This window comes from Mesorhizobium sp. B2-4-14, assembly GCF_006442155.1.
In the GTDB taxonomy this organism is placed as follows: domain Bacteria; phylum Pseudomonadota; class Alphaproteobacteria; order Rhizobiales; family Rhizobiaceae; genus Mesorhizobium.
In genome coordinates, this window is record NZ_VFVA01000012.1 from 108,154 (window position 1) to 125,946 (window position 17,793).

Sequence of the window (17,793 nt, forward strand, 5' to 3'; positions counted from 1 at the left end):
CGCCCGGGCGACATGGATCAATCCTTCAATGGCTTGCCGAGCCGGCCCGCCAGGTCCTGGGTGAACTGCCAGGCAACGCGGCCCGAGCGGCTGCCGCGCGTCGTAGCCCATTCCAGCGCCTCGGCGCGAAGCTGCCCGGGGTCGATGTCGAGGCCATGATGGCTGGCATAGCCGTTGATCATGTCGAGATATTCGTCCTGCGAGCATTTGTGGAAGCCGAGCCAAAGTCCGAAACGATCGGACAGCGAAACCTTTTCCTCGACCGCTTCGGACGGGTTGATGGCGGTCGAGCGCTCATTGTCGATCATGTCGCGCGGCAACAGGTGGCGGCGGTTCGAGGTGGCGTAGAAGATGACGTTGGCCGGGCGGCCCTCGACGCCACCTTCGAGCGCCGCCTTCAATGACTTGTAGGACGTGTCGTCGTGGTCGAAGGAGAGGTCGTCGCAAAACAGGATGATGCGGAAGGGAGCGGACTTCAGCAATCCCATCAGCTTCGGCAGCGTGTCGATGTCCTCGCGGTGGATTTCGATCAGCTTCAGTGGCAGGTCGGACTTGGCCTTGGCGTTGATCTCGGCGTGCACGGCCTTGACCAGCGACGATTTGCCCATCCCGCGTGCGCCCCACAACAGCACGTTGTTTGCGGCAAAGCCGGCGGCGAAGCGTTCGGTGTTATCGACAAGGATGTCGCGGACCCGATCGACACCCCGGATCAGGCGAATGTCGACGCGGTTGACCTTGCGCACCGGCTCCAGATAGCCGGGATCGGCCTGCCAGACGAAGCAGTCGGCCTCGCCAAGGCTGGTTTCAGGCACTGGCGGTGGGGCGAGGCGGCCGACAGCCTCGATCAGGCGGTCAAGTTTCTCGTTGAGGGCGTCGATGGTGCTGTCGGTCATTTCGGGTCTTCTTGGTTCGTCTCTTTCGGTCGGGCAGGCGGAACCGGTTCGATTCCGGCGGTTTCGAAACCGGTTGCAACCATTTGTTCGAACGTGATCTTTTCCGAAAACCGGCTGTCGGTTTTCGCGATCCTGCTCTAACACGGCTAAACAGGCCGGAAAAGCAGCCGATTTGCCTGGCCGCGCAGTTGCATTGACAACTTTACCGACTATATTCCGGCCAAATTTCGCGGGGGCCGCCAAATTTTCACTGCATTCGGTTTGGCGGCCGTTTTTCAAAATTCAGGAGTACCTTGATGTTCGTGACACCGGCATACGCCCAAGGCATCGGCGGCGCCTCTCCCGATATGTTCATCAGCATTTTGCCGTTTGTCCTGATTTTCGTAATCATGTATTTTCTGATCATTCGCCCGCAGCGCACGCAGTTGAAGAAGCGCGGCGAGATGCTGGCGGCGGTCCGTCGCGGCGACACGGTCGTCACCGGCGGCGGTTTCGTCGGTAAGGTGACGAAGGTGATCGACGACAACGAACTCGAGATCGACCTTGGCGGTGGCACCAAGGTGACAGCGCTGCGCTCGACGATCGCCGACGTGCGCGTCAAGGGCGAGCCGGTAGCCAACCAGAACGCCAAGAAATAATCCAATTCCAGGCGGAGTGATCCGCGGGTACGCTCGGACGGACGACGCCATATGCTCTATTTTTCGCGCTTCAAGATGATCCTGATCTGGCTGGCCGTGGCCGCCACAGTGGTCCTCGCCGCGCCCAATCTCATTCCCGCAAGCACATTGGCCCAACTCCCCAGCTGGGTGCCGAAGCGGCAGATGACACTTGGCCTCGACCTGCAGGGCGGCTCGCACATCCTGCTCGAGATGAACCAGAACGACCTGATCAAGGATCGGCTCGAGACGGCACGCGATGAAATCCGGACGCTGCTGCGCGATGCCAAGATCGGCTATACCGGCCTTGGTGGAACGGGGCGGACCCTGCAGGTCCGCATCACGGACCCGGCCCAACTCGATGCCGCCAAGAAGGCATTGAAGTCGCTGACCGACCCGGTTGCCGCTGGCCTGTTCTCCGGCGGTTCCATCCAGGAAATGTCGCTGGACGATTCCGAGCCCGGCCTGCTGAAGTTCACCGTCACCGACGCCGGCATCAAATATCGCACCTCGACCGCATTGGCGCAGTCGATCGAGGTGGTCGGACGCCGCGTCAACGAACTCGGCACGACCGAGCCTATCGTGCAGCGGCAAGGCGAGGATCGCATCCTTGTGCAGGTGCCGGGCCTGCAGGATCCGCAGCGGCTGAAGGAAATCCTCGGCCAGACTGCAAAGCTGACCTTCCAGATGGTCGACCAGTCGATGCCGGTGCAGGACGCGCTCAAGGGCCGCCCGCCCGCCGGCTCGACGGTGCTTTATTCGCAGGATGATCCGCCGGTTCCGTATCTGATCGAAAACCGCGTCATCGTTTCGGGCGAGAACCTGGTCGACGCGCAAGCGACATACAATTCGCAAAACAACGAACCGGTGGTGTCGTTCCGCTTCGATTCGAAGGGTGCTGCCCGCTTCGGCCAGGCCACCGCGCAGAATGTGGGCAAGCTGTTCGCTATCATCCTCGACAACCAGGTGATTTCGGCGCCGCAGATCCGCGAACCGATCCTTGGCGGCACCGGCCAGATCTCCGGCAATTTCACCGCCCAGAGCGCCAATGACCTGGCCGTGCTTCTGCGCGCCGGTGCGCTGCCGGCGACGTTGACGGTCATCGAAGAACGCACGGTGGGTCCGGGCCTCGGCCAGGATTCGATTCATGCCGGCAAGGTCGCGGGCGTCATCGGTTCGATCCTCGTCGTTGCCTTCATGTTCGTCGCCTACGGGTTCCTCGGCTTCCTCGCCAACATCGCGCTGGCGGTGCACGTGGCGATGATTGTCGGACTGCTGTCGCTGCTCGGCGCGACGCTGACCTTGCCCGGTATCGCCGGTATCGTGCTCACCATCGGCATGGCGGTCGATTCCAACGTGCTGATCTACGAACGTATCCGAGAGGAGCGACGCAACGGCCGCTCGGTGATCCAGGCGATCGATACCGGGTTCTCCAAGGCGCTGGCGACGATCGTCGATTCCAATGTCACCTCGCTGATCGCAACGGTGGTGCTGTTTTATCTCGGCACCGGGCCCGTCAAGGGCTTTGCCATCACCTATGCCATCGGCATCCTGACCACGGTTTTCACCGCGTTCACCTTCACCCGAATGCTGGTGTCGATCTGGCTGCGCCGCGCCCGGCCGAAGGAACTGCCTCGGGCGCCGGTGACCTTCATTCCGCCCGGCACGAAGATCCCTTTCATGGGCATCCGACGGTGGACGTTCGCATTGTCGAGTGTGCTGTCGATTCTGTCGGTCGTGCTGTTCTTTACCGTCGACATCAATTACGGCATCGACTTCAAGGGCGGCTCGCTGATCGAGGTGCAGTCCAAGAGCGGTGACGCCAATCTCGGCGATATTCGCAGCAGACTGTCGGAGCTCAATATCGGCGAAGTGCAGGTGCAGCAGTTCGGCGCTCCCAACGACGTCCTGATCCGCGTCGGCACCCAGGGTGGCGGCGAAAACGCCGAGCAGACGGTGATCGACAAGGTTCGCGGCGAACTGCAAGACAACTACGACTTCCGTCGCGTCGAGGTCGTCGGGCCGACCGTATCGGGCGAACTCGCAAAGCAAGGCACGATCGCCATGCTGGTCGCGCTTGTCGGCATCCTGGTCTATGTCTGGTTCCGGTTCGAATGGCAGTTCGCGGTCGGCGCTATCGTCGCGACCGTGCACGACGTGGTCATGACGATCGGCTTCTTCGTCATCTCCGGGCTGGAGTTCAATCAATCATCGCTGGCGGCGATCCTGACCATCATCGGCTATTCGTTGAACGACACGATCGTGGTCTACGACCGCGTTCGAGAAGATCTGCGAAAATACAAGAAGATGCCGTTGCCGCAGCTATTGAACAACGCCATCAACGAGACGCTGTCGAGAACGACGTTGACCTCTGTGACGACCAGCTTGGCGCTGCTCGCGCTGGTGCTGTTCGGCGGCGAGGTGATCCGCTCGTTCACCTTGGCGATGCTGTTCGGCGTTGTCTTCGGCACCTATTCGTCGATCTTCATCGCCGCGCCACTGCTGATCCTGTTCAAGCTGCGGCCGCAGGCTTCGGCCGACGAGGAGAAGCCGGTCAGCGGCGGCAAGGCGGTCGCGACCTGACGCGCGGCCCCGAAGGGGTGACAGAATGGTGACCGGCAAAGGCATCGTCATCCGCGAGGCGCATTTCCCCGGCCGTGCCCCGATCGAGGCCTATGGCAATGGCGGGTTTCGCTTTGCCGACATGTCGCATCGCGGCTCGCTGCTGTGCCTGCCATCCGGCATCCACGGCTGGGAGCCGGCGGATCCCCTGGCGCTGACGGTGGCGGATTTCGATAAGCTTCTGGCTGAAGCGGACAAGATCGAGATCCTGCTGATCGGCATGGGCAGAGATCTCCGGCCATTGCCGGCGCCGCTGCGTGCTACGCTGAAAGAGGCAGGTATCGCGTCCGATCCGATGTCGACGGGGGCGGCGGTGCGGACCTACAACGTGCTTCTGGCCGAGGACCGCGCCGTGGCCGCTGCGCTCATCGCCGTCGACTGACATGCCGCAAAACGTTGAGATCGTCATGAGCGCGGTGCGCGCCACCGACCGCGACCGCTATCTCAGCGCGCTCTATGCGCCGGCCGACAAGCGCGACGCGCTGTTTTCGCTTTATGCTTTCAATGCCGAGATCGCCAGCATACGCGACCGCATCCACGAGCCGTTGCCCGGTGAGGTGCGGCTGCAATGGTGGCGCGATGTCATAGCCGCCGGCAGCGAGGCTGGCGCCGGTCACCCGGTTGCCGAAGCCTTGAACGCCACCATTGCCGTGTTCCATCTACCGAAACTCGCCTTCGAGAACATGCTCGAAGCCCGTATCTTTGACCTCTACGACGATCCGATGCCGTCGCGCACCGATCTCGAAGGCTATTGCGGCGAGACGGCCGCGGCATTGATCCAGCTTGCGGCGATGGTGCTCGATCCCGCCGAGGCGCCCCGGTTTGCCGAACTGGCGGGCCGGGCGGGCTGTGCGCAGGCAGTGACCGGCCTGCTGCTTCTGTTGCCGCTGCACCGCAAGCGCGGGCAGTGTTTCATCCCGGTCGACATCCTGGCGGCGGCGGGGTCGTCGCCAGAGGAATTTGTTGCCGGCGATGGCGGGCCGGGTGCACAGCGCGCCGTAGCGGCGATGAGAGCGCTGGCGCGCGAACACCTTTCCGCCTTCGAACAGGGCGCCGCGGCGCTGCCGGTGTCGTTGCGCCCGGCCTTTCTGCCCCTGGTCCTGTCGCGTGCCTATCTCGACAAGATGGAGGGCTCGCGCCGTTCACCGCTTGATGGCGTCGTACGGCTGTCTGCGTTGCGCCGGCATTGGTTGCTGTTGCGGCGCGCGAGCAGGGGCTGGCCGGCACTTTGACGTAAACGTCAATCGTGTTAAGGAGTCGGCCCAGCCGAGAACTGTCGCCGAAGATAGCAGGCCGGCCCGGAGGAAATCCATGAGTTTGCCTGTGCTGACCGCGATCGTCATCCTGGGCATTGCGCTGTCGGTTGCCGCCGTGCATTTCACCGGCGGCAGCAAGACGGCAACGCTGGCCGGCGCGGATCAGGCGCTGAGCCGCTTCGCCGAGGATTTTCCCGACGAGGCGGCCACTACCGTCCGGCTCACGGCTGACGCCAAGACCGCATTTCTGGACCTTGGGCGAGGACGCATAGGCATTGTTCACGGCATCGGTGACCACTTTTTGACGCGCGTCGTCACGCCTCTGGATGTGAAAATGTCGGGCGCCGACGAGGCGAATACAATTCTGCTCCGGCTGGCAGACTTCACCTGGAAGGGCGGGCGCTTCCGTTTTGCCGGCGCCGCCGATGCCCTGGCCTTGCTTAATGTCCTTGACCCGCACCATTCAAATTCCACCAGCGAGGCCGCGTGATGGAGAGTTACAATTTTCCGCAGGTCACCCAACTGGCCATTCCGTTCTTCGTCGCCGCGATCCTGATCGAGCTCTGGCTCGTGCGCACCGGCCGCGCCAGAGGCTCGTTCGAAACGCGCGACACGCTGACCAGCCTGATGATGGGCACCGGCAATGTCGTCGCCGGCCTGCTGCTCGGCGTTGTCTCCTACTGGGCGCTGCTGTGGCTATGGCAGTTCCGCGTCTTCAATCTCGGCCTGGCTGTCTGGGTGTTCCTGGCAGCCTTCCTGCTCGATGATCTGCGCTACTACGTCTATCATCGCATTGCGCACCGGGTCCGCTGGGTGTGGGCTGAGCATGTCAACCATCACTCGAGCCAGCACTACAATCTGTCGACGGCGCTGCGGCAAAGCTGGACCGGCCTGTTCACCTTCATGTTCGTGTTGCAGGCGCCGCTAGTGCTGCTCGGTTTCCATCCGGCGGTGATTGCCTTCACCTTCGGCTTCAACCTTGTCTGGCAGTTCTGGATCCACACCGAGGCAATCGGCAAGATGTGGGGCTGGTTCGAATTCATCTTCAACACGCCGTCACACCACCGCGTCCACCACGCCACCAATCCGCGCTATCTCGACGCCAACTATGCCGGCACGCTGATCATCTGGGACCGCATGTTCGGCACCTTTGTCGAGGAGTTGGAAGAGGACCGGCCGCGCTACGGCATCGTCAAGAACATCGGCACCTTCAACCCGCTGAAGGTGGCTTTTCACGAGTGGATCGGCATGTTCAAGGATGCGTTTTCGCCCGGGCTAACACTGAGCGACCGCCTCAACTATCTGATCAAGCCGCCGGGCTGGAGCCATGACGGCTCGCGCGACACCTCGGAGACGCTGAAGGCGGCCTATGTGCGGAGGAATCCGAAAGAGGCGGGCAAGCCGGGGTTGCCAAGTGCGGCCGCCGAGCCGGCGGAGTAGGACAAACCTAGTCGACGACCTTGATCCGCACCCTCGAACTATCGGGCAATTCGTTCAACTGGCGGTGAACGTTCGCCATGCCGACGAATTGCTCGCTGACCGGAGTCACGAACATGTTGTCTACGTCGAATTTTCCCTCAGCGGAGACAGGCAAGATGGTGAAGCCGTAGGATTCTCCCGCCTTGGGCTTCTTGCCCGCGGCGTGAAGGCGTTCGACAAGCGGCGGAAGGAACCACTCGTCAGCCAGATCAGGAGCAGTCCTGATAATCTCCTCAAAATCCGTCGCGCTCCGAGCCACCCGTTCGACCAAGCCCGTCCCGGTGTCCAGCCAATGAACCTCGTTGTTCGGCCGCATGACAAACATGCCTCCCACCATTGAGCAGACGAGAGGGGTCCAAGGCTCTGGCAAAAGCCACGACCACGCTTTCGCCGTCGCCAGCGCGACGTCGGGTTCAAATTGGAAAGCTATGTCTCGCCAGATGCCGCTCATGGGACCTCGCGCTTTGGCGGTAGTCAATCTCATGTCGCTGAATCATGGTCGGGGCTCGTATTCTCGGCAAACAGCCCTTGAAGGTGGGCACGAACCTCTTCTCCTGAGAGAGTCGGCCTCTTGTCCTCGAGCGATGCCTTCACGCGCGCCCTGATCGAAGCCATGCGTTCGGCATGCTCTTCTTCCTCACGTTGGAAGGCCCGCAACGCTGCGCGGATGACTTCACTCGCGGAGCCGAAGGAGCCATCCTCGACCTTCTCGCGGATCATGCGCGCCATGGCTGGCGTGACGGTGATGGACAGTTTCTCGGCGGATTGCACTGGATTGCTCCATGTCAATATAGGGTAGGATGATATCCTACTCTATGCCGAGTGTCCAACCCTAGGGCTTCATTCCGCGGCCTGCGCCTGGTCCGGCAACCGAAGCCATTCCCGGCAATCAGCCAGCGCGCGCGAGGTTATCGCATGGCGTTTGGCGACCGTCTTGTCCTTGCCGCGCAGGCGCTTGCCTTCGGTCGTGGGTGCTTCGACCGGCGGGAACAGGCCGAAATTGACGTTCATCGGCTGGAAGGAGCGTTTGCCCGGCTCGTCATCGGAGACGATGTGGCCGCCGGTGATGTGATTGAGCAGCGCGCCGAAGGCGGTGGTCGGCGGCGGCAGGGCGGGCGTCTGTCCGAGCCGCTCGGCGGCGGCGAAGCGGCCGGCGAGCAGGCCGATGGCGGCACTTTCGACATAGCCTTCGCAGCCGGTGATCTGGCCGGCGAAGCGCAGGCCGGGCCGCGACTTCAGCTGCAGCGAGCCGTCGAGCAAGGTCGGCGAATTGATGTAGGTGTTGCGGTGCAGGCCGCCCAGGCGTGCGAAATCGGCGTTTTCTAGGCCCGGAATGGTGCGGAAGATGCGCACCTGTTCGGCGTGCTTCAGCTTGGTCTGGAAACCGACCATATTGTAGAGCGTGCCCAGCGCATTGTCTTGCCGCAACTGGACGACCGCATAGGCCTTCACCGTCGGATTGTGCGCGTTGGTCAGGCCCATCGGCTTCATCGGCCCGTAGCGCAGCGTCTCGACGCCACGTTCGGCCATGATCTCGATCGGCAGGCAGCCGTCGAAATAGGGCGTGCCTTCCCACTGCTTGAATTCGGTCTTCTGGCCGTCGACCAGTGCCTGCACGAAGGCGAGGTATTGGTCCTTGTCCATTGGGCAATTGATGTAGTCCTTGCCGGTGCCGCCTGGCCCGACCTTGTCGTAGCGCGACTGGAACCAGCAGGTCTCCATGTCGATCGTGTCGAAGTGGATGATCGGCGCGATGGCATCGAAGAAGGCGAGTGCATCGGCCCCGGTCGCTTCCGCGATCGACTGGGCAAGCGACGGCGCGGTCAGCGGCCCGGTGGCGATGATCGCCTGGTCCCAGTCCGCTGGCGGCAGGCCAGGCACTTCCTCGCGCTGGATGGTGATCAGCGGGTGCGCCTCGAGCTTTTTCGTCACGGCATCGGAGAACCCGTCGCGGTCGACGGCCAATGCGCCGCCGGCCGGCACTTGATTGGCGTCGCCGGCGCTCATGATCAGGGATCCGGCCAGTCGCATTTCAGCGTGCAGCAGGCCGACCGCGTTGTTCTCGGCGTCATCGGAGCGGAAGGAATTGGAACAGACGAGCTCGGCCAGCCCATCGGTCTTGTGCGCGTCGGTGCCGCGAACCGGGCGCATCTCGTGCAGCATGACGGGAACGCCGGCCTGCGCTGCTTGCCAGGCGGCTTCGGAACCTGCGAGGCCGCCGCCGATGATATGGATGGGGTCTTTGCTCATGAGCGCCGGAATATTCGCTTGCGGCTGCGATTGCAATTGCCGCGAATGGGGTGGTCAAGGGTCGACGGGAAAAACCAACCGTAAAAACAACAACACCCGCCGGGGGAGGAGGTCCGGCGGGTGTCGTTTTGGGGGTCGACCCTCGGGAGGAGGTGAAGGCCGACCGTATTCGCCATCGCCGGGGAGGAGGTCGGCTTTGACGAAATCTCTTTCGCGGTTTGAAAAGGAGCGAAACCTTTGGAACAAATTCGTTTTACTCCGGGGAAACAACGCCCGCCGCGGGAGGAGGTGCGGCGGGCGCCGTTTTGGTGGTCAACCCTTGGGAGGAGGATAAGGGCTGACCGTATTCGTCAGGGTCGGGGAGGAGGTCGACCCGGACGAAATTCCTTCGATTAGATCGCCTTGCGGGCGATGATCTTGATTTCGTCGCGGACGATGCCGAGATCATGCAGCTGGCGGTTCGAAAGGCGACCCAGCTCGGTAACCGTCTCGCGATAAACGCGCCAGTTACGATAGTTGCGGATCAGGTTCATTGTCGTTCTCTTCTACAGATCTGGTTCGGACCATTTGCGGTCCGAAGAATTAGACCGCCTTGCGAGCGACGTAAGGGATGTCGCTGCGGCTGATGCCGAGGTCGGTCAGTTCGCGGTTGCTCAGGCGGCTCAGCTCGGAAACGGTGTCCCGGTAGCGGCGCCAGTTGCGGTAGTTGCGGATCAGGTTCATGGTAGTTCTCGTTTCGTCTTTCTTGCGGATCATTCCGTTTGTGTACGAACCATAAATAGGCGGGCTCATATCGATTTAAAAGCGCTATGGCTGCATGGCAGCAATGCAAATTGTGCAATGCAACATTAACGCGCCTTCACGGACCTGACACAAAGAAGCCAAGAATCAGAAAGTGCCGTAACGTCAACGGTTTGGCAGCTTCGGCTGAAAAAACCGGCCAAGCAGTGGGGGGAGGATATGGCGGGCTACTCGACACGGGTCAGGTCGGACATCGCACGATGGCAACAGGCCGGGCTAATCGATGCCTCGACGGCCGATATCTTGGCGCGCGACGTCGAGGCCAACACGCGCAATTCGCTCAGCTTCGGCTCGATCCTGGCGATGATGGCAGCCTTGCTGTTCGGCGCGGCTATCCTGATCTTCGTCGCCTCCAACTGGGACGCGATCCCGCGACTGGCGCGGGTGGTTGCACTCTTTGCCGTTATCTTGGGCGGCTATGTCGGCGGCGCGGTGCTGAAGACGCGTGGCCATGCGGCGGTCTGCGAAGCCTTGTGGATCGTGGCGGCCGCCGCGTTCGGGGGCTCGATCGCGCTGATCGGGCAGATGTATCATTTGTCCGGCGACGAGGCTTCCGCGCTGATCACCTGGGGCGCCGGCACGGCACTGGCGGCGGTCGCCTTGCGGTCGAACCCGCTGACCGTCGCTGCGGTCGCTATCGCCGACGCCTGGCTGTTTCTGAAAGGGTTCGACTATTTCAATCGCAGCGCGTTTCCGCATGCCTTCGTTGCAATGGCGGCCGTGCTGTTCGCAGTCTCCTTCTGGACCCGCAGCCAGGCGGCGCGCCATCTGATCCTCCTATCATTGCTCTTCTATCTCGTGCTGCTGGCCATGGACCACGCGACGCTGCCGGTGGCGATCCCATTGGTCATTGTGTCCGTGGTGCTGTTCGCTACCGCCGTCTTTGCGCCGGAACCGGTCGACAGGACCGTGCAGCTCGGCGGGCGTTTGCCCCTGCACGCGCTGCTCGGCTTCCTCACCGGCCTGGCGATCATCCAGTTCGAACTGGCCGATGAAAGCACCTACAACAGCGGTTTCGCCATTGCCTCGGTCGTGGCGCTCGCCGGCATCGTGGCGGCAATCGTGCTGGCGGGGCGTGAGAGCCGTGGCCTGCGCTGGCTTGCCTATCTCGGCTTCGCCTTCGAACTCGCGATCATCTATGTCGTAACCCTGCAATCGATGCTCGACACCGCCGGTTTCTTCCTCTCGGCAGCAGTGCTGCTCGGCATCGTCGCACTCATTATCATCCGCGTCGAGAAACGCATGAAGGCCCCGGTGGCCAGGGGAGCCGTGGCATGATGACCGGAAGGAGACTTGTCATCTCGGCGCTGGTGCTTGCGCTTGTCCAGATCGGCTTCCTGAGCTGGATCATCGCTGGCCGGGCGGAGATCCTGCGCAACGGCAAGGAAGTGCTCTTGAAGATCGAGCCAGTCGACCCGCGCGACCTGCTGCGCGGCGACTACATCATCCTCGGCTACGATATTTCGCGCATACCGGTGAAAATGATCGCCAACATTCCGCCCGACAAATTCTCCAGCGACGACACGGCGATCGTGGTGCGCCTGAAGAAGGGCGTTGACGGCTACTGGACGCCGACCATCGCCTGGTTGGGCAAGGCGCCGACGCCGGCCGCTGTCGACGAGGCTGATATATCGGGTCATGTCACCGAAGGCTGGGATCTGCGGAGCGAGGGAGCGACGATCGCGCCCGACTACGGCATCGAACGGTTCTATCTGCCGGAAGGCGAGGGACTGGCGATCCAGAACGACATGCGGGTGCGCCCGTTCGGGATACGCCTGGCGCTGGCCGCCGATGGCACGGCGCAGATCAAGGCGCTGGTGGATGGCGACAAGACGCTGTTCGAGGAGCCATTGTATTAGGTGGTCAGGTTGTCGAACTGGTGCGGATGAAGGGACTCGAACCCCCACGCCTTTCGGCACTGGAACCTAAATCCAGGGCGTCTACCAGTTCCGCCACATCCGCATGTTCCGGCAATCCCATGTAGCCATCATTCTGTCAATGTCGGAGCCGAAATGTTGGTAATTCGCCTAAACGCGAAGATGGTTGAAAATTAGCCTCGCCTGTGACAAAAGGCGTGTCGAATGTGACGGGACGCGACGATCCGCTTCTGCAGAATGTGATAAGAAGTAGGAAAAACAAGAACTTATTCACATCTTGGAACGCAGTTTGGAAGAGTTTGAGCCGTAATTTCGGTCAAATCGCCAGGTTCCGTACCAAAAGCCATTTCCGGCAAGACTATACCGGCAGGCTGTGAACGGCAGAGAGCCGTTTGGCAGCCTCATTGGTGAAAACAAAGGTTTTAGGATGCAGGTCACCGAAACACTCAACTCCGGTCTCAAGCGCGAGATCAAGATCACCGTGCCGGCCGGTGACATGGAAGCCAAGCTGATGGCGCGACTCACCGACGCCAGGAACAAGGTCCGCATCAACGGCTTCCGCCCGGGCAAGGTGCCGGTGCAACACCTGCGCAAGGTCTACGGCAAGTCGTTCATGGCCGAAGTGGTCAACGAAATCCTCAATGACTCGACCCGTTCCATCATCACCGGGCGCGGCGAAAAGGCCGCCATGCAGCCCGAGGTCATCATGACCGAGGACGAGAAGGAAGCCGAGAAGATCCTGGCCGGCGGCGCCGATTTCGAGTTCCGCCTCAACTACGAGGTCATCCCGGCCATCGAGATCAAGGATTTCTCCGACATCAAGGTGACGCGTCAGGTATTCGACGTGCCGGATTTCGAGATCGACGAGCAGGTCAAGCGCGTTGCCGAATCGGCGCGCAGCTACGAGCCGAAGACCGGCAAGGCCGCCGAAGGCGACCGCGTCTCGATCGACTATGTCGGCAAGATCGACGGCGAGGCCTTTGCAGGCGGCGCCGGCAACGACCAGCCGCTGGTGCTCGGCTCCAAGGAGTTCATTCCGGGCTTCGAGGATCAGCTCATCGGCACCAAGGCCGGTGACGAGAAGCAGGTCACCGTCACCTTCCCTGAAAACTACCAGGCAGCGCATCTGGCCGGCAAGGAAGCCACCTTCGATGTCACCGTCAAGGAAGTATCGAAGCCTGGCGAACTGGAAATCAACGACGAGACCGCCAAGAACCTTGGCCTGGAGTCACTCGAGCGCCTGCGTGACATCGTGCGCGGCCAGATCGAGAACCAGTTCGGCTCGATGACGCGCCAGAAGGTCAAGCGCCAGCTGCTCGACCAGCTTGACGCGGCCTACTCGTTCGAGGCACCGTCGAAGCTCGTCGAGGCCGAGTTCAACAACATCTGGGCGCAGGTCAACCGCGACCTGGAAGCCGCCGGCCGCACTTTCGCCGACGAAGAGACGACCGAAGAAGAAGCCCGCGCCGAATATATGCGCCTTGCTGAGCGCCGCGTGCGTCTCGGCCTGGTGCTGGCCGAGATCGGCGAAAAGGCCGGTGTCACCGTTTCGGATGAGGAGTTGCAGCGCGGCCTGTTCGAGCAGGTTCGCCGCTTCCCGGCCAACCAGCAGCAGGAAGCCTTCGAATTCTACCGCAGCAACCCCGAGGCGCTGAACGCGCTGCGGGCACCGATGTTCGAGGAGAAGGTGGTCGACCACCTGCTCGGGCAGATCTCGGTCACCGACGTCAAGGTCAGCAAGGAAGAGCTGATGGCCGACGACGAGGAAGCGGAAACCGCGGCCAAGGCCAAGCCGGCGAAGAAGGCGGCGGCCAAGAAGACTGAAGCCAAGGCGAGCGAGGCCGGCGACGAGGCAGAGCCAAAGAAAAAGGCCGCGCCGAAGAAGAAGGCCGCCAAGGACGCCGAATAAGGCTCCGGCGCTTGATGGAATCGACGAAGGCCGCCCTCGAGGCGGCCTTTTTCGTTGCGAAACTGCAACAGCCGATTCGCTTCGCGGGAGGTGGCCCTTGGCGATACCAAGCATTGATCATTATCTGCGCTTGTGATGCAAACCGCATTGGTCGTGGAGGGGGCGTTGAGCTTAGTCTTTGAAACGGGACGTACTGTCGCCCTGGTGCTCGTTCTGGCCTTCGCCTGTGATGTCGCCTACGCCGACGCGATTGGCGGCAGCTGGCGCTTCGCCACCGGTGCGGATGGGCTTGCCACGGCTTCGCTCCATGCCACCAACAAACTGATCACCGGGGGTGGCGCCTTGAGCTACAGCCCGGTCCTGACCATTGCCTGCCGGGCAGCCGGCGAACCGCGCTGGACCGAATGGCTGCAATTGAACGACGCGGTTTCGGCCGGCGGCAAGATCACAATGTCGGTTACCGTCGATGGTGGCGGCAAGTTCAACGAGAGCTGGTCGGTCGGATCGCGCGGCCGATTGCTGATGCGCGACGGCGCCGATGGCATCAAGCGTCTTGTTCCCGCAAGCCGGCTGCTGCTCTCCTGGCGGTTCGGGTTGCTGTCGGGGCGCGGCCAGGCGGATTTCGACCTTGCGGGCTTAAACGACGCGGTCGCGCAGATTGCCGGGAGTTGCAACATCGACCCGCCTTGAGCGCGCCCGGGTTCTAAACCTCAGCGATGCTTGGCTTTTTCTACCCGCCGCCTGGATTCCATGGTACATTGGTACCGCAATTCCACTGGGGGGCGGATATTCGGCCCAGACGCGATCGTCCAAGACACAAATGACGATCAGAGAGGAAATGCCATGCGCACTATAGCGTTTTTCGCCGCGGTGTCCGTTACGATCTTCATCGCGCATCCGTCGCAGGCACAGGATGCCGCGGCTGGTGAGAAGGTCTTCACTAAATGCCAAGTCTGCCACATCGCAAATGAAGACAAGAACAAGATCGGGCCATCGCTGCACGGCGTCATCGGCCGCACCGCCGGGACGCATCCGGATTTTAAATATTCTGATGCCATGATCGCGGCCGGCAAATCCGGCGTCAAATGGGACGAACCAACACTGACGACCTACCTTCACGACCCCAAGGCTATGGTCAAGGGGACCAAGATGGCGTTTCCAGGCCTCAAGAACGATGCGGACGTGGCCAATGTCATTGCTTATCTGAAAACGTTTTCCAAGTGACCTGGCTTCTCCGCCATCCGTCCTTGTTCTACCGCGATTTTATCCGAACCGAAGGACAGCGTAAGCAAAAGCAGGGTACCAGTTCTCGCTTGCGCGGGCGTTCAGTTCGGGATCATGGCCCAGCTTGCCCGCTTTGATCGGTGGTCTGAGATGTCGACTGGGGAAAGCCGCCTCGACGATACCGTCATCCGCCCCTCGGAAGCGACGGCGGGTGATTTCTTCGCGCTTATGAAGCCGCGGGTCATGGCGCTTGCCGTATTCACCGCTTTCGTCGGTCTGATGGTGGCGCCTAGCGGGATGAATCCGGCCATTGCCGTGATTGCAATCGGCGCGATTGCGATCGGAGCGGGAGCGGCGGGGGCCCTCAACATGTGGTACGACGCGGACATCGACGCGTTGATGTCGCGCACATCAAGGCGGCCGGTTCCGTCGGGCCGCGTCACGCCGGGCGAAGCTCTCGGCTTCGGCCTTGTGCTTTCCGGGCTTTCGGTCATGACGCTCGGCGTACTGGTGGGCTGGCTTGCCGCATCGCTGCTTGCCTTCACCATCTTCTTCTACGTCGTCATCTACACGATGTGGCTGAAGCGCTCGACGCCGCAGAACATCGTCATCGGCGGCGCGGCTGGCGCCCTTCCTCCGATGATTGGATGGGCCGCCGCAACTGGCGCCATCGGCATTGAAAGCCTTATCCTGTTTCTGATCATCTTTCTGTGGACGCCGCCGCATTTCTGGGCGCTGGCGCTGTTCAAGGTTGGCGACTACGCCGCTGCCGGCATTCCGATGATGCCGAATGTGGCAGGCCCTGCTTCAACACGAAGGCAGATCCTTGCCTATGCGCTGCTTTTGGCGCCGGTCGGCGTGCTGCCCTGGCTCTTCGGATTCGCCAGTGGCTACTACGGAATTGCCTCGGCCGCATTGGGCGCCGCTTTCATCTGGCACGCCTGGAAGCTTTTGGCCGCTCCCGAAGAGGAACTGAAACCCGCCAAGACGCTGTTTGCCTATTCGATCTTCTATCTTTTCGTGATCTTCGCCGCACTGCTTGCCGACACCATTGTCACGCGCACTTTGATCTCAGCCGGAGTTTGAGCGCAGATCGCCGCTCGCGAACCGTCTCCGGCGGCCGGTCGGCACGTGCCGTGCTAAAGACGCTTATAGAGCTGTCGCGATCGGATCGATTTTGCTTCGCCGACCTGCGGTTGGGAAAGGATCATGCGCCAATCCAAGTGGTACAGCGTCTTTGCGTGCGTAAAAAAGGGTGCGCGGCGCTGCATAAGCATATCGAAGAAGGGCCGCCAGAGGCAGCCGAGCCGCTCGGTCCTCCTATCCTTGCCAACAACGGGCGACAAGCCCCGCGCAAGAGAGTATGTTGATGGCGGTGTAGGTCGCGGTCTTGTGTGGCCAGTCACGCAGACGACAGCACCGCCAAAACCGCGACCTTCCGGACCCGGTCTGGAGGAACGGTCATGGCAAGCTTTCATGTGATAGCAGGCGCCAGCGAGACGCTGGAACATACCAAAATTCGGAAAATCGGTGTTTCCGACCTTTTCGACGCGCTCAAACGGGGCGTCGATGATTTCATGGTCAAACCATCGCATATCGTCTTTCTCTGCCTGATCTATCCGCTCGTGGGCGTCGTGCTCGCCGCTTGGACTTCAGGCGCCAATGCTTTGCCGTTGTTGTTTCCGCTGGTTTCTGGTTTTGCGCTGATTGGCCCATTCGCGGCGATCGGCCTCTATGAAATCAGCCGTAGACGGGAGGCCGGACTCGACACCTCCTGGCGGCATGCATTCGAGGTCAGGAATTCTCCGGCGCTGCCGGCCATCGCGGCGGTCGGGATCATGCTGTTTGCGATTTTCATCACCTGGCTTTTGACGGCGCAGATGTTCTACCAATACCTTTTCGGCCCGGCTCCGCCGGAATCGATATCCAGCTTCATCAACGCAATATTCGCCACCGGACGTGGCTGGACGCTGATTATCCTGGGACATGCCATCGGCTTCATCTTCGCTGTGGTGGTGTTGTGCACGACGGTCATCGCTTTCCCATTGTTGCTTGATCGCGATGTCGGCGCCTATGAAGCGATCCACACCTCGGTGCGCGTGGTCCTGGCGAACCCGATCGTGATGGCCGTCTGGGGGCTGATCGTGGCCGTCGGCCTGATCATCGGCTCGCTGCCAGTATTCGTCGGGCTCGCCGTCGTGCTGCCGATCCTCGGTCACGCCACCTGGCATGTCTACCGCAAGGTTGTGGAGCCGCCCGCCAGACCGGCGAGTTGAGGAAGTTTCGCATCGCTCCGGCCAGGGTGCCGGGGCGAGTTTTGATCGAGCCGTCAGTAAGCCCGGTGACTGAAGCGGGCTTGGTGCGCGCCCATGGTCAGGTTGCGGAAATCCTTGCCGCTGACATGCACCAGCGTTCTGTGGTCGCCGCCTTCGAAGTAGATGTCGGCGGCATCGCCAAGGCTCTCATCGACAATCACCGGCACGTCGTAGGCTGCGCCGATCGGCGGGATGGCACCGGTGTCGCAATCGCCGAAGAGCGAAATCACCTCGTCTTCGGAGGCGAGCCCGAGACGCTTGTCCATGACGTCTTGCAATGTGCCGAGTTCGATCCTGTGCGTGCTGGGAACCACGGCCAGCGCATAGCCGAGCTCGTGGTGAACAACCACCGATTTGGCCATTATGCTGCCGGGTATATGCGCGGCAATGGCGGCCTGTCTGCTGGTGGATGTGCGATGGTGGGCGACAGTGTCGTATGAGATTCCCTTCTGGTCGATAAAGTTCTTCAGTCTGGCTGCGATCGTCATCTTGGCCTCCCTTTTGCCGGAGT

General features: G+C 61.7%; 20 protein-coding genes and 1 tRNA gene. 13 read left to right on the forward strand and 8 right to left on the reverse strand.

Features of this window, described 5'->3' with window-relative positions; all coding sequences use genetic code 11:
* Window positions 1-17: 17 nt before the first annotated feature.
* Window positions 18-893: an ATP-binding protein gene (locus FJ938_RS13320; protein WP_140607553.1), complete on the reverse strand. Its 876-nt coding sequence runs from the start codon at window positions 891-893 to the stop codon at window positions 18-20.
* 296 nt (window positions 894-1,189) lie between these two features.
* Between FJ938_RS13320 and yajC the strand changes: the two genes are divergently transcribed.
* The 6 genes from yajC to FJ938_RS13350 all read left to right on the forward strand — a co-directional run bounded on the left by yajC (window position 1,190) and on the right by FJ938_RS13350 (window position 6,867).
* Window positions 1,190-1,531 carry a preprotein translocase subunit YajC gene (gene yajC / locus FJ938_RS13325; protein WP_010909882.1) on the forward strand — a complete coding sequence of 114 codons (342 nt, stop codon included), beginning with the start codon at window positions 1,190-1,192 and terminating at the stop codon, window positions 1,529-1,531.
* Between the two features lie 51 nt (window positions 1,532-1,582).
* Entirely contained in the window at window positions 1,583-4,132 is a 2,550-nt protein-coding gene (gene secDF / locus FJ938_RS13330) for a protein translocase subunit SecDF (protein WP_140694354.1), read from the forward strand.
* Window positions 4,133-4,157: 25 nt separating this feature from the next.
* On the forward strand, window positions 4,158-4,553 hold the full coding sequence (locus FJ938_RS13335) for an Mth938-like domain-containing protein (protein WP_181165523.1): 396 nt from the start codon (window positions 4,158-4,160) through the stop codon (window positions 4,551-4,553).
* 1 nt (window position 4,554) lies between these two features.
* The gene (locus FJ938_RS13340; protein ID WP_181169079.1) at window positions 4,555-5,403 is read left to right on the forward strand and encodes a phytoene/squalene synthase family protein; all 849 of its coding nucleotides are present in this window, start codon (window positions 4,555-4,557) and stop codon (window positions 5,401-5,403) included.
* A 79-nt stretch (window positions 5,404-5,482) separates the two neighbouring features.
* A complete protein-coding gene (locus FJ938_RS13345; protein ID WP_140694358.1) occupies window positions 5,483-5,917 on the forward strand; it encodes a hypothetical protein in 435 nt (144 codons plus the stop codon).
* On the forward strand, window positions 5,917-6,867 hold the full coding sequence (locus tag FJ938_RS13350) for a sterol desaturase family protein (RefSeq protein WP_181169080.1): 951 nt from the start codon (window positions 5,917-5,919) through the stop codon (window positions 6,865-6,867). Before FJ938_RS13345 ends, FJ938_RS13350 begins: the two co-directional genes overlap by 1 nt.
* 7 nt (window positions 6,868-6,874) lie before the next feature.
* Here the strand turns inward: FJ938_RS13350 and FJ938_RS13355 are convergent, their stop codons facing one another.
* From FJ938_RS13355 to FJ938_RS13375, 5 genes are all read right to left on the reverse strand, one after another.
* A complete protein-coding gene (locus FJ938_RS13355; RefSeq protein WP_140694363.1) occupies window positions 6,875-7,357 on the reverse strand; it encodes a hypothetical protein in 483 nt (160 codons plus the stop codon).
* 29 nt (window positions 7,358-7,386) lie between these two features.
* Complete coding sequence (locus tag FJ938_RS13360; RefSeq protein WP_140694365.1) at window positions 7,387-7,677, reverse strand: type II toxin-antitoxin system ParD family antitoxin; 291 nt, start codon at window positions 7,675-7,677, stop codon at window positions 7,387-7,389.
* Between the two features lie 69 nt (window positions 7,678-7,746).
* Complete coding sequence (gene trmFO / locus FJ938_RS13365; protein WP_140694367.1) at window positions 7,747-9,156, reverse strand: methylenetetrahydrofolate--tRNA-(uracil(54)-C(5))-methyltransferase (FADH(2)-oxidizing) TrmFO; 1,410 nt, start codon at window positions 9,154-9,156, stop codon at window positions 7,747-7,749.
* Between the two features lie 392 nt (window positions 9,157-9,548).
* Window positions 9,549-9,689: a DUF1127 domain-containing protein gene (locus FJ938_RS13370; protein ID WP_065005581.1), complete on the reverse strand. Its 141-nt coding sequence runs from the start codon at window positions 9,687-9,689 to the stop codon at window positions 9,549-9,551.
* Between the two features lie 49 nt (window positions 9,690-9,738).
* A complete protein-coding gene (locus tag FJ938_RS13375) occupies window positions 9,739-9,879 on the reverse strand; it encodes a DUF1127 domain-containing protein (RefSeq protein WP_013531315.1) in 141 nt (46 codons plus the stop codon).
* 237 nt (window positions 9,880-10,116) lie between these two features.
* On the opposite strand from FJ938_RS13375, the gene FJ938_RS13380 reads away from it, so the two are divergent.
* Window positions 10,117-11,235, forward strand: a complete 1,119-nt coding sequence (locus tag FJ938_RS13380; protein WP_140694369.1) for a DUF2157 domain-containing protein — start codon at window positions 10,117-10,119, stop codon at window positions 11,233-11,235.
* A complete protein-coding gene (locus FJ938_RS13385) occupies window positions 11,232-11,816 on the forward strand; it encodes a GDYXXLXY domain-containing protein (protein ID WP_140694371.1) in 585 nt (194 codons plus the stop codon). The genes FJ938_RS13380 and FJ938_RS13385 overlap by 4 nt, the downstream gene beginning before the upstream one ends.
* An 18-nt stretch (window positions 11,817-11,834) precedes the next feature.
* On the opposite strand, the gene FJ938_RS13390 is transcribed toward FJ938_RS13385, so the two are convergent.
* A tRNA-Leu gene (locus tag FJ938_RS13390) sits at window positions 11,835-11,919 on the reverse strand.
* A 342-nt stretch (window positions 11,920-12,261) separates the two neighbouring features.
* Here FJ938_RS13390 and tig point away from each other — a divergent pair.
* From tig to FJ938_RS13415, 5 genes are all read left to right on the forward strand, one after another.
* A complete protein-coding gene (gene tig, locus FJ938_RS13395; protein ID WP_140694373.1) occupies window positions 12,262-13,743 on the forward strand; it encodes a trigger factor in 1,482 nt (493 codons plus the stop codon).
* A 165-nt stretch (window positions 13,744-13,908) separates the two neighbouring features.
* A complete protein-coding gene (locus tag FJ938_RS13400) occupies window positions 13,909-14,433 on the forward strand; it encodes a hypothetical protein (RefSeq protein WP_140694376.1) in 525 nt (174 codons plus the stop codon).
* Window positions 14,434-14,586: 153 nt separating this feature from the next.
* Window positions 14,587-14,967, forward strand: a complete 381-nt coding sequence (locus tag FJ938_RS13405; RefSeq protein WP_140694429.1) for a cytochrome c family protein — start codon at window positions 14,587-14,589, stop codon at window positions 14,965-14,967.
* A 150-nt stretch (window positions 14,968-15,117) separates the two neighbouring features.
* Entirely contained in the window at window positions 15,118-16,053 is a 936-nt protein-coding gene (locus FJ938_RS13410) for a heme o synthase (protein ID WP_140694378.1), read from the forward strand.
* A gap of 377 nt (window positions 16,054-16,430) precedes the next feature.
* On the forward strand, window positions 16,431-17,243 hold the full coding sequence (locus FJ938_RS13415; RefSeq protein ID WP_140607542.1) for a DUF2189 domain-containing protein: 813 nt from the start codon (window positions 16,431-16,433) through the stop codon (window positions 17,241-17,243).
* A gap of 53 nt (window positions 17,244-17,296) precedes the next feature.
* Here FJ938_RS13415 and FJ938_RS13420 read toward each other — a convergent pair whose 3' ends face one another.
* Complete coding sequence (locus FJ938_RS13420) at window positions 17,297-17,770, reverse strand: aminoacyl-tRNA deacylase (RefSeq protein ID WP_140694380.1); 474 nt, start codon at window positions 17,768-17,770, stop codon at window positions 17,297-17,299.
* Window positions 17,771-17,793 lie beyond the last annotated feature (23 nt).

What these genes read in the sequence shown, in the direction of transcription:
- FJ938_RS13320 (WP_140607553.1), bottom strand. Translation starts at nt 893, where the DNA reads ATGACCGACAGCACCATCGACGCCCTCAACGAGAAACTTGACCGCCTG.
- yajC (WP_010909882.1), top strand. Translation starts at nt 1,190, where the DNA reads ATGTTCGTGACACCGGCATACGCCCAAGGCATCGGCGGCGCCTCTCCC.
- secDF (WP_140694354.1), top strand. Translation starts at nt 1,583, where the DNA reads ATGCTCTATTTTTCGCGCTTCAAGATGATCCTGATCTGGCTGGCCGTG.
- FJ938_RS13335 (WP_181165523.1), top strand. Translation starts at nt 4,158, where the DNA reads ATGGTGACCGGCAAAGGCATCGTCATCCGCGAGGCGCATTTCCCCGGC.
- FJ938_RS13340 (WP_181169079.1), top strand. Translation starts at nt 4,555, where the DNA reads ATGCCGCAAAACGTTGAGATCGTCATGAGCGCGGTGCGCGCCACCGAC.
- FJ938_RS13345 (WP_140694358.1), top strand. Translation starts at nt 5,483, where the DNA reads ATGAGTTTGCCTGTGCTGACCGCGATCGTCATCCTGGGCATTGCGCTG.
- FJ938_RS13350 (WP_181169080.1), top strand. Translation starts at nt 5,917, where the DNA reads ATGGAGAGTTACAATTTTCCGCAGGTCACCCAACTGGCCATTCCGTTC.
- FJ938_RS13355 (WP_140694363.1), bottom strand. Translation starts at nt 7,357, where the DNA reads ATGAGCGGCATCTGGCGAGACATAGCTTTCCAATTTGAACCCGACGTC.
- trmFO (WP_140694367.1), bottom strand. Translation starts at nt 9,156, where the DNA reads ATGAGCAAAGACCCCATCCATATCATCGGCGGCGGCCTCGCAGGTTCC.
- FJ938_RS13370 (WP_065005581.1), bottom strand. Translation starts at nt 9,689, where the DNA reads ATGAACCTGATCCGCAACTATCGTAACTGGCGCGTTTATCGCGAGACG.
- FJ938_RS13375 (WP_013531315.1), bottom strand. Translation starts at nt 9,879, where the DNA reads ATGAACCTGATCCGCAACTACCGCAACTGGCGCCGCTACCGGGACACC.
- FJ938_RS13380 (WP_140694369.1), top strand. Translation starts at nt 10,117, where the DNA reads ATGGCGGGCTACTCGACACGGGTCAGGTCGGACATCGCACGATGGCAA.
- FJ938_RS13385 (WP_140694371.1), top strand. Translation starts at nt 11,232, where the DNA reads ATGATGACCGGAAGGAGACTTGTCATCTCGGCGCTGGTGCTTGCGCTT.
- tig (WP_140694373.1), top strand. Translation starts at nt 12,262, where the DNA reads ATGCAGGTCACCGAAACACTCAACTCCGGTCTCAAGCGCGAGATCAAG.
- FJ938_RS13405 (WP_140694429.1), top strand. Translation starts at nt 14,587, where the DNA reads ATGCGCACTATAGCGTTTTTCGCCGCGGTGTCCGTTACGATCTTCATC.
- FJ938_RS13410 (WP_140694378.1), top strand. Translation starts at nt 15,118, where the DNA reads ATGTCGACTGGGGAAAGCCGCCTCGACGATACCGTCATCCGCCCCTCG.
- FJ938_RS13415 (WP_140607542.1), top strand. Translation starts at nt 16,431, where the DNA reads ATGGCAAGCTTTCATGTGATAGCAGGCGCCAGCGAGACGCTGGAACAT.
- FJ938_RS13420 (WP_140694380.1), bottom strand. Translation starts at nt 17,770, where the DNA reads ATGACGATCGCAGCCAGACTGAAGAACTTTATCGACCAGAAGGGAATC.